General features: G+C 74.2%; 6 protein-coding genes. 5 read left to right on the forward strand and 1 reads right to left on the reverse strand.

Annotated features, from left to right (window positions below):
- Positions 1–53: 53 nt before the first annotated feature.
- Entirely contained in the window at positions 54–1,244 is a 1,191-nt protein-coding gene (locus tag ACZ6TV_RS40170) for a PucR family transcriptional regulator (protein ID WP_465304086.1), read from the forward strand.
- On the opposite strand, the gene ACZ6TV_RS40175 is transcribed toward ACZ6TV_RS40170, so the two are convergent.
- Positions 1,219–2,265, reverse strand: a complete 1,047-nt coding sequence (locus ACZ6TV_RS40175) for a pectinesterase family protein (protein WP_465304088.1) — start codon at positions 2,263–2,265, stop codon at positions 1,219–1,221. The genes ACZ6TV_RS40170 and ACZ6TV_RS40175 overlap by 26 nt on opposite strands.
- 363 nt (positions 2,266–2,628) lie before the next feature.
- Between ACZ6TV_RS40175 and ACZ6TV_RS40180 the strand changes: the two genes are divergently transcribed.
- The 4 genes from ACZ6TV_RS40180 to ACZ6TV_RS40195 all read left to right on the forward strand — a co-directional run.
- Entirely contained in the window at positions 2,629–3,345 is a 717-nt protein-coding gene (locus tag ACZ6TV_RS40180; RefSeq protein ID WP_465304090.1) for a vWA domain-containing protein, read from the forward strand.
- Positions 3,346–3,425: 80 nt separating this feature from the next.
- Positions 3,426–3,722, forward strand: coding sequence for a hypothetical protein (locus tag ACZ6TV_RS40185; RefSeq protein WP_465304092.1), 297 nt, complete (start codon positions 3,426–3,428; stop codon positions 3,720–3,722).
- A 68-nt stretch (positions 3,723–3,790) separates the two neighbouring features.
- The gene (locus ACZ6TV_RS40190) at positions 3,791–6,805 is read left to right on the forward strand and encodes a helix-turn-helix transcriptional regulator (protein WP_465304094.1); all 3,015 of its coding nucleotides are present in this window, start codon (positions 3,791–3,793) and stop codon (positions 6,803–6,805) included.
- A gap of 113 nt (positions 6,806–6,918) precedes the next feature.
- Positions 6,919–8,070: caspase family protein (locus ACZ6TV_RS40195; RefSeq protein ID WP_465304096.1), on the forward strand; the 1,152-nt coding region annotated here is incomplete at its 3' end.

An 8,070-nucleotide genomic window follows, 5' to 3' on the forward strand; every position in this document is an offset into this window, starting at 1 on the left:
TGGGGTCTGAAGGATAAAATCATGACCGGTCCGCGTGAATCGAGACGTGATTCTTGTTCGCCGAAGACAAAGCCAGCGCGCTCGGCGCGTTCCGGTTACAGGCCGGCGTCGCCGAGTCGCTGCGCCACGCCCTGCCGGAGGTCGCCGGTCACGCCGTCGCCGCGATCGTCGAGGAGGTCCCCGCGTATGCCGGCGCCCTCACCGGCGAGATGGGCGCCAAGATCGAGCTCGCGGTCCGGGCCGCGCTCGGCGGCTTCCTCAACCTCGCCTCCCGCCGGGCCGGTCCCTCCCCGCTCGCGGCGTCCCTGGAAGGCGCGTACGCACTGGGCAGGGGCGAGGCGCGCTCCGGCCGCAGCCTCGACGCGCTGCTCGCCGCCTACCGCGTCGGCGCCCGGGTCGCCTGGCGCGAGCTCGCCGCCGTCACCGTCGGCGCCGGGATGGCCGCCCCCGCGCTGGCCCGGTTCGCCGAGCTGACGTTCGCGTACATCGACGAGCTCTCCGCGGCGAGCGTCACCGGCCACGCCGACGAGCTCGCGACCTCCGGCCGGGCCCGGCGGCGCGCCCTGGACCGGCTCGCGCAGAGCCTCCTCGGCGGCGAGCCCGCCCAGGCCGTCGCCGCGGCCACGGTCGCCGCCGAGGCCGCCGACTGGACGGCGCCGCAGACGCTGACCGCGGTCCTGCTGCCGGACCGGACCGCCCGGCCCGTCGTCGACCTGCTCGACCCGCGGACCCTCGCGACCACCGTCGAGCACCTCCGCGACACGTCGGTCCTGCTCGTCCCCGACGCGCACGGCGCCGCCCGCGGCCACCTGCTGCGCGTCGTCGCCCCGCACGGCGCCGTCACCGGCCCGCCCGTGCCGTGGTCCCTGGCCCGGCACTCGTTCGAGCGGGCCGTGCGCGTGTCCCGCCTCTTCCCCGGTGCCGGTGCGCTCGACTCCGAGGAGCACCTCGTCGAGCTCGTCGTCACCGCCGACGGCCGGGCGCTCGCCGACCTGCGGGAACAGGCCCTGGCTCCGCTCGCCGGCGAGCGCGCCTCCACCGTCGCGAAGCTCGTGGAGACCCTGCGCAGCTGGCTGCTGCACCAGGGCCGCCGCGACGAGGTCGCCGCCGAGCTCTTCGTCCACCCGCAGACCGTCCGGTATCGCGTCGCGAAACTGCGCGAGCTGTACGGCGACCGCCTCCGCGACCCCGAGTGGCTCCTGCTGCTGACCGTCGCGCTCAGCGTCGGGGACGCCAGCCGGTGAGGTAGGCGTCGATGGTGGCGGCCGCCGCCTGCTCCGCGGTGAGCTGGGGCCGGTCGGCGGTGACGGCCGCGCCGGGGCCGCGGTTGCGGAACTCGCCGTAGCGGGCGTCCCGCCACGACCAGGTGCCGAAGTCGGTCCACGGCGCGGCGCCGATGTGCGCGCCGATCGTTGAGTCGCGGATCACCGTCTGCGCGACCGCCCCCGGGTCGTTGCCCGGGTGCCACGGCCGGCCGAGGAAGACGGTGCCGGCGGGCGCGTCACTGGTGAGCCTGCTGCCGGTGATGAGGAAGCCGAACGGGTTGGCGGCGGACGTGCTCGCGGCGGTCACGTAGCCGTTGCCGGTGCTCGATCCGCGGCTGAGCGACCGGATCTCGCAGCGGTCGAAGACGGCGGTGGCGCGGCCGAAGATGAAGTCGACGTCCCCCTCGACGTAGCACTTGCGCAGGTACACGCGGCCGGTGGTCGCCGCGTCGGGGGTGTTGAGGTAGAGCGTGTCCTGGTTGCCGAGGAACCGGACGTTGTCGAACACGAGCCGGTCGGCGCGGGTGAGCACGGCGACGGCCTGCCTCGAGGTGATCTCGGGGTGGGCGGCCTCGTCGAAGTCGTTGGCGAACGTCAGGTTCCGGGCGGAGAAGTCGTCGCCGGAGACGGTGACCGACGCGCTGCCCGAGGTGCCCCAGGTGGTGCCGTCGGGCTTCGGGGTGCCGTTGGCCCGGTCGTCGACGATCACCACCTGGGTGGGGTCGGCGCCCTGGCCGCGCAGCACGACGTGCGGCTTGTCCGCCGGGACGATCACCTGCCCGCGGTAGACGCCGGGCCTGAGCTTGATCGTGAACGGGCCGGGGTTGCCGGACGGCACGGCGTCGACGGCGGCCTGGACGCTCGTGAAGTCGGCGGAGCCGTCGGCGGCGACCGTCACGTGAGGGCCCGGCCACGCCCCGGCGGGATCGGCGGCGAGCCCGGTGGCGCCACCGGCCACCGCGCCGAGCGCGGCGGTGAGCAAGGTACGACGGGAGGTCATCCATCGAGGGTTGCAAACCTTTGCCGTTCCGCACAATACAGGAATACGCTTTCATAAGGGTTTTCATGACTTGGCACCGCGGGCGCCCGCCCCCGTGGATAGCTGTCCGTCAGTACCTGGACGGGGGATGCAAGACGACCCGCCGGGAGGGGGAACATTCCCGGCGGGTCCCTCGTCGTGTCCGCCGCCGTTCGCGCCGCGCGGCGTCCTGGACGCCCATCCTGACGGACAGCGTCCGTCCAGGCGCTGTCCGTCAGGTCCCTGGCTGTGCGACAAGCATCCGGGAAGCCGCGCGGCCGGACCGACGTCCACGCGCCCGGCCCCGGAAACCCGCGGGGGCGCGGACCGACGAAAGGACGCACCATGGACCACACCGGCGCGAAGCTGCTGCCGTTCTACCTGGTCATCGACGTGTCATGGTCGATGACCCAGGACCACAAGCTCGACGCCGCCAATCGGATCGTGCCGGCACTGGTCGAGGCGCTCACGCGAAATCCGGTCCTGTCCGACAGGGTCCGCTTCGGCCTCATCGACTTCGCCGACGAGGCGCGGGTCCGGTTGCCGCTGTGCGACCTGCTCACCCCGGGCCTGCAGCTGCCGGTCCTGGCCGCGCACGGCGGCGGGACGAGCTTCGCGGGGGCGTTCACCGTCCTGCGGCGCGAGATCGAGGCCGACGTGGCGCGGCTGAAAGCCGGCCGCTACGTCGTGCACCGGCCCGCCGTCTGGTTCATCAGCGACGGCGAGCCGACCGACCGCGTCACGATATGGCGCCAGGCCTTCGAGGACCTCGTCTCGTCGCCGGCGTTCCCGAACCTCGTCCCGTGCGGCGTCGACCGCGCCGACCTGGGCGTGATGGGGTCGCTGATCCACCCGTCGACCGGGCCGAAGCGGATGTCGCTGTACATGATGGAGCCGGACTTCTCACCGGCCGCGGCGATCACCGGCATGCAGGAGATCCTCGTGTCCAGCATGATCCAGTCCGGATACGGCCTGGCCAACGGCAGCACCGGCACGATACTGCCGGCCAGGGCGGCGCTGCCCGCCGGCATCCGGCAGTACGACCCGGCGGACTTCGTGTGATGCGCGGCCGCTGGACGTGCACCACGACCGGCCGCGCCGCGCGCCGCCCGCCACGGCCCCGCCGGACCCAGGACACCGCGATGACCGGGACCCCGCCAGAGATCCCGCCGTCGTCGCAGACCCCGCCCGGTCTGCCCGCCGACGCGAAGGACCGCCTGCTGCGGCTGCTCACCGCCGAGCTCGGCACCGCCTGCACCACCGCGCTCACGGCCGGCGCCGCCCTCGCCGACCTCGGCGCGATCATCGGCGACCGCACGCGAGCCGTCGAGGCGATGCGCGGCGGTGACGACGACGAGCGACCACCGTCCGGGACCGGATCATCCGGTTGCTCCTGGCCGTGTCGGTACCCCGGGACGACGCTTCCGGTCGATCCTTGACACCCGAACGGGATCGATCTGGGCGAGCGAGCTGACAGCCCGGGGCAACCCGGGGCACGATGAGCGGCATGTCGGACGCGGACGGCACAGGGCAGGCAGACGGCACGGGGCGGGCAGGTTTCGTCGGGCGGGGGCCCGAGCTGCGGCAGCTGCTCGACGGCGTCGCCGACGCGGGTGCCAGACGGTCCACGACGGTGCTGCTCGGCGGTGAGGCCGGCGTCGGCAAGAGCCGGCTCATCCGCGAGTTCGTCCGCGCCGCCACCGCGCACGACCCGCGGATCCACGTGCTGTCCGGCGGGTGCGTCAACCTCGGCGAGGGCGTGGTGCCCTACGCGCCGCTGATCGACGCGCTGCGCCGGCTGGTCCGCGAACGCGGCGCCGAGCACCTGACCCGCTACGGCGGCCCCGCGTTCGCCGAGATCGACAAGCTCCTGCCCGGCTTCACCAGCACCGGCCGGGTGGACGGTCCGGCGGCCGAGGCGAACTCGCAGACCCGGGTCTTCGGCGCGGTGCTGCAACTGCTCGACCATCTCGGCCGCGACGCCCCCACGGTGCTGATCTTCGAGGACCTGCACTGGGCGGACGCCTCGACGCTGGACCTGGTCTCGTATCTGGTCCAGGCGCAGACGGACGAGCGGGTCCTGCTGCTGTTCAGCTTCCGGTCGCCGGTACCGCAGCAGCATCCACTGTGGACGGTGATGGCGGAGCCGTCGTTCCGGCGCCGGGTGCGCCAGATCGAGGTGCCGGCCTTCACCGAGGACGAGCTGGGGCAGTTCCTGGGCGGGCCGGCCGGCGACCCCGAGTTCCTGCGGCGCTGCTTCGAGCTGTCCGACGGCAACCCGCTGTTCGCCGAGGAGCTCGTCGCCGGCGGCGTGCTGCACGACCTGGAGCTCAAGCAGCTGCCCAGGACCCTGGCGGACACGATGGTGCTGCTGCTGGAGCAGCTCGACGACGACGCGACCGAGGTGATCCGCTTCGCCGCGGCGGCCGGCCGGACCGTCGGGCACGACCTGCTCGCCGCGGTGTGCGAGCTGGACCGCCGGGCGCTCAACGGCGCGCTGCGGCGGTGCGTGAAGGGCCGCGTCCTCGTCGTCGACCAGACCGACGACGACACGTACACGTTCCGGCACGCGCTCATGCGGGAGGCGGTCCTGGCGGACCTGCTGCCCGGGGAACGCCGGCAGCTGCACGAGGCGATCGCCGAGGCGCTCTCCGCCGACCCCGGGCTGAGCCTCGTCGACGGCCCGACCGCCGCCGCCGACCTCGCCCACCACTGGTTCGAGGCGCGGCGGCGCCCGGAGGCGCTGCGGTCCGCGGTGGCGGCCGCCGTCGCGGCCGAGCGGGTGCGGGCGTTCCGGGTGGCGCAGAAGCAGTACAGCCGGGTGCTGACCCTGTGGGGGCAGGTCGAGGACGCCGAGCGGCGGGCGGGACTGCCGCACGACCGGGTCCTGTCCGCCGCGGCGGAGGCCGCCCGCTGGGCCGGCGACCTGAACGGCGCCCTCGAGCTGCTCACCCGGGCGATCGGCGAGGTCGACCGGGCCGCCGACCCAGGGCGCGCCGGTGAGCTGCTGGAGCGGCTCGGCAGCTACCGGTGGGAGGCCGGCGACCTGGAGCGGTCGCACGCGGCGTACCAGGACGCCGACCAGCTCCTGTCCGGCCTGCCGCCGACGGCCGTCGCGGCCAGGGTCGTCGCTGCCCTCGCCACCGTCATGGTCCAGGCGGGGCGCTACACGGAAGGCCTGGAGCAGGCCGTCAGGGCGATCGGGCTGGCCCGGTCCGTCGGCGCCCGCGCCGAGGAGGGCCGCGCGCTCAACACCGCGGGCACCGCGCTGACCATGCTGGAGCGGCCCGAGGAAGGGGTACCGAACCTGGAGGCCGCGGTGAAGATCGCGCGGGAGGTCGACCACCTCGAGGACCTGCACCGCGCGTACGGGAACCTCACCATCGCCCTCGAGCACGCCGGCCGGCTGGCCGAGGCGGCCAACGTCGCCCGCGAGGAACTCGCCCGGGTCGCCGCGCTCGGCCTGCGCCGTACCAAGGGCGCCGACGTGCTCGCGAACAACGCCAGCTCGGCGCTCGTGCAGCTCGGGCGGTGGGCCGAGGCGCGGGCCATGCTGACCGACGTGCTGCGCGGCCGGGAGGTGCCGCAGACCCGCTACCCGCGGCTCACCCTGGCCGAGATCGACGTCGCCCAGGGCCGCTTCGACGAGGCGCGCGAGCTGCTCACCTCCGTGCAGGCGGTCGCCGGGCTCAAAGGCGACCCGAGGCTGCTGGGGCCGCTGTACGGATGCTTCGCGGAGCTGGAGATCTGGGAGCGGGACCTCGGCGCCGCCGGCGAGGCGGTGACCGCCGGCCTCGGCGCGCTCGACGGCACCGAGAACAGCGTGTCGCTGCTGCGGCTGTGCGCGACCGGCCTGCGCGCCGCCGCCGACGCCCTGGTCCGCGCCGCCGACCTCGGCGAGCCCGCCCCGCAGGACGCCGGACAGCGCGTCGAGGAGCTCGTCGCGTGCGCCACGGTCGAGCCGGCGCCGCCGGCCGGATCCGAGCGCGGCACCTGGCTGCGGCTGTGCCACGCGGAGCGGGACCGGGCCGCGCGCACCGCAACCGCCGGGCAGTGGACCGGGATCGCCGAGGCGTGGGCCGCCCTGGACCGGCCGTACCTGGCCGCGTACGCGCACTGGCGGGCGGCCGAGGCGTCGGCGGCGGCCCGCCGGCCCGCCGACGCGGCCGCGGCGGCCCGCGAGGCGCACAAGACCGCGCAACGGCTCGACGCCGTGCCGCTGCTCGCCGGGATCGCCGCCACGGCGGCGAACTGGCGGCTCGACCTCACCGAGCCGGCCCCGGCGGCCGCACCGGGGTCGCAGGTGCCGCACCCGCGCGACCCGTGGGGGCTGACGCAGCAGGAGTGGCGGGTGCTGCGCGAGCTGACCCACGGCAAGACCAACAAACAGATCGCGGAGGCGCTGTCGATCCAGGTGTCGACCGCCGGCGTCCATGTCTCCAACATCATCCGGAAACTCGGCGTCGACAATCGCGGAATGGCCGCGGCGGTCGCCACGAGGACACAGTTGTTCACCGATTAGGACGGTCCTCGGCAATACGTGAATGAACGTAGCCCCCGGCTAGTGACGCGTGCCCCGCGGCCGTAATAGCGTCCGCAGCGGAATCATTCGAGTCACCGTCCAAGGGGGCACTCGTGGCGCGGAAAGCATTGTTGATCGGTTCGCAGACCAATGGTCTCACCGGTGTCGGAAATGACGTCGACAGCATTGCCGGGGCGCTCGACGGGCGCGGTTTCGACATTCGCCGGTGCGAGGGCGCCGAGGCCACCAGGGCCGGCATCTTCGCGGCGTACGACAAGCTGATCGCCGACACGGCACCCGACGACTCCGTCTTCGTCTATTACAGCGGGCACGGCGGCCGGCTCCTGCCGCCGGAAGGGTCCGCGATCAGCCAGCCGACGCAGTTCATCGTCCCGTACGACCTGGACGACTCCACCGAGGGCGACTTCCGCGGCATCACGTCCGAGGAGCTCTCGGCCCGGCTCGACCTGCTCACCGACCGGACCGGCAACGTCGCGGTGATGCTCGACTGCTGCCACTCCGCGCACATGTCCCGCGACCCCGACCTGCGGGTGAAGGCACTGCACTACACCTACGACTGGATCGTCGCGCACCACCGGCGGGAGATGGACGAGGGCCGGCTCGACCCCGGCCGGGTCCGGTCGCTGGGCAACCGCAACGCGGTGCGCCTGGTCGCGTGCGCGCCGGAGCAGTTCGCCTACGAGCACACCGGCCGCTCCGGCCAGCGGACCGGGATGTTCACCGAGTCGTTCGTGCTGGCCCTCGCGGAGGCCGGCGAGGTGCCCGTCACCTGGGCCGCCCTCATGGACCGCATCCACCGGCGGGTCACCACGCTCATGGTGGGTCAGCGTCCCGAGGTGGAAGGGCCGGCCCGCCGGCTGCTGTTCGACACCCGGCAGGAGACCGGGCACGGCGCGCTCCGCGTCGTGCCGGGACACGTCCCCGACCGGGTCAGCATCGCCGTCGCCCCGCTGCTCGGCGTGCGGACCGGCGACGAGTTCGCGCTGATGCCGCCGGCCGCGGAGGCCGCCGACGCGGCCACCATGATCGGCACCGCCACCGTCGACCGGGTCGGCGCCGTCGCGGCCGGCGCCGCGGTCACGTTCCGGCCGGGCGTCACGGCGGTGCCGCTGGGCACGCGCGCCTTCTGCACCCGGGCGTCGGGGGGGGTGGGGACGCTTCCCACGTGTAACCCTCGCACCCCCCCCCCCAACCCCTTCTCCTGCCCCCTCCCCAACCCACCCCCCACCCGAATCCCCCATACT

This window comes from Dactylosporangium sp. NPDC051087 (assembly GCF_055586325.1).

Excerpts from the sequence above, each read along its gene's own strand:
- ACZ6TV_RS40185 (WP_465304092.1), top strand. The coding sequence starts at position 3,426 with ATGACCGGGACCCCGCCAGAGATCCCGCCGTCGTCGCAGACCCCGCCC.
- ACZ6TV_RS40180 (WP_465304090.1), top strand. The coding sequence starts at position 2,629 with ATGGACCACACCGGCGCGAAGCTGCTGCCGTTCTACCTGGTCATCGAC.
- ACZ6TV_RS40175 (WP_465304088.1), bottom strand. The coding sequence starts at position 2,265 with ATGACCTCCCGTCGTACCTTGCTCACCGCCGCGCTCGGCGCGGTGGCC.
- ACZ6TV_RS40190 (WP_465304094.1), top strand. The coding sequence starts at position 3,791 with ATGTCGGACGCGGACGGCACAGGGCAGGCAGACGGCACGGGGCGGGCA.